General features: G+C 39.8%; 1 protein-coding gene and 1 pseudogene. Both read right to left on the reverse strand.

Going from position 1 to position 1,534, the window contains the following annotated elements; all coding sequences use genetic code 11:
• On the reverse strand, window positions 1-612 hold a 612-nt coding region (locus tag AB5935_RS25715), incomplete at its 3' end, for an ATP-binding cassette domain-containing protein (RefSeq protein WP_368327839.1).
• 172 nt (window positions 613-784) lie between these two features.
• Window positions 785-1,534: pseudogene (locus AB5935_RS25720) on the reverse strand (hypothetical protein); the annotation flags it as partial.

Genomic DNA, 1,534 nt, shown 5'->3' on the forward strand with positions numbered 1-1,534 from the left:
GCTGTCATCCATAATCAACACATGATCGAGCACTTTGTCGATGTCACGAACCTGATGCGTGGAAATCACAATCGTCTTATCATCCGACATACCCGATGCTATAAACTTACGGAACTGACTTTTGCCGGGAATGTCCAGTCCGTTAGTCGGCTCGTCCATCAACAAAAGAGAAGTGTTTGTAGCAAGCGCAAAGCTCATAAATACTTTCTTTTTCTGTCCCATAGAAAGTGATCCGAGATCAATATCTATATCCATCTCAAAATAATGGAGATATTTAATCATCTCTTCCTTACTGAAACGAGGATAAAAAGGACTGTTTAACTCAATATAGCTGACCAAAGAAACCGAAGGCAACTCAAATTCTTCGGGAACTAAAAACATATCCTGCAAAGTAACCGGCAACCGACGGCGTACATCTGTATCGTGAAACATCACTTTGCCGTTTTTAGGAGTCAACAAGCCGGACATCAGATAGAGAAGAGTAGATTTTCCCGCACCATTCTTTCCCAACAGTCCATATACCCTGCCGGATTCGAACGAAAGCGAAAAATCACGTAGTACCGCACGCTTCGATTTACGATAAGTAAATGAAAGATTTTCTACTGTAATCATAGTATTTCTGTTTAATGAATAATGATCTTTAGGTGTATTAGTGTAATAGTACACCACAAAAGTAGGTAATCTTTTGAATATTCCAATAGAAAAGGAGAAAAAAGTGCAAAAAAAGGAGGAGCTAAGATCACTCTCCACTCCTCCTGTCACGACAAACAACTAAAATTATTCACTATTTGATGCCGTCCAATGCCCTTTTAGCAGTAGCATTAGCGGGGTCTATAGCCAGAATTTTACTCCAGTATTCTATGGATTTATCTTTGTTAGCCTTTGCTTCGGCTTTCAATGCCGGATTTTCGATAGCTAACAAATAGTAATATCCAAGATAACTGTAGCATTCAACCAAAGCTGAATTGTAATGAGGATCGTTTTTGCTTTCCAATAAAGCGGCCACTTCCTCATAGAAAGGTTTCGCAAGTCCTTGAGTTGTTTCAGGGTCAAGTGCAGAATTGGCACGTGCTCTCCAGAAGTTACCCAAATAGCTGTCCGGCGCTGCTTCCGCAATTGCATGGAAAGTAGAATCGGCGGACATTAACGCCTGCTTACGTTCTTCAACAGTGATTGCTAATGAATCAGGTTGCGTACCAGCACCGTAATAAAGTCTACCAAACTGGAACTGTAAGTCCGGAGTCTGTTTTTCCTTATCAAGAGATGCATAATATTTCTGGTAAGCACTGATTGCTTTTTTATAATCGTTCTTCTGTTCGTAAGCAGAAGAGATATTTTTAAATAAATCCGTCTTCGTCGGATCCATCTTTACCGCTTTCTCATATTGTACTACTGCATCATCATATTTTTTCAGACTCTCCAACAGATGTCCATAATACATATAATCCAAATACGAATAATCGGCTTTATCACATTCCTTGAAGAAGACATCGGCAGCCTTCAACGCTTCATCAAAACGTTTCAGGTCAGTATA

Source organism: Phocaeicola sp. RTP21198st1_B8_RTP21198_201120 (genome assembly GCF_040929485.1).
GTDB lineage: Bacteria > Bacteroidota > Bacteroidia > Bacteroidales > Bacteroidaceae > Phocaeicola > Phocaeicola dorei.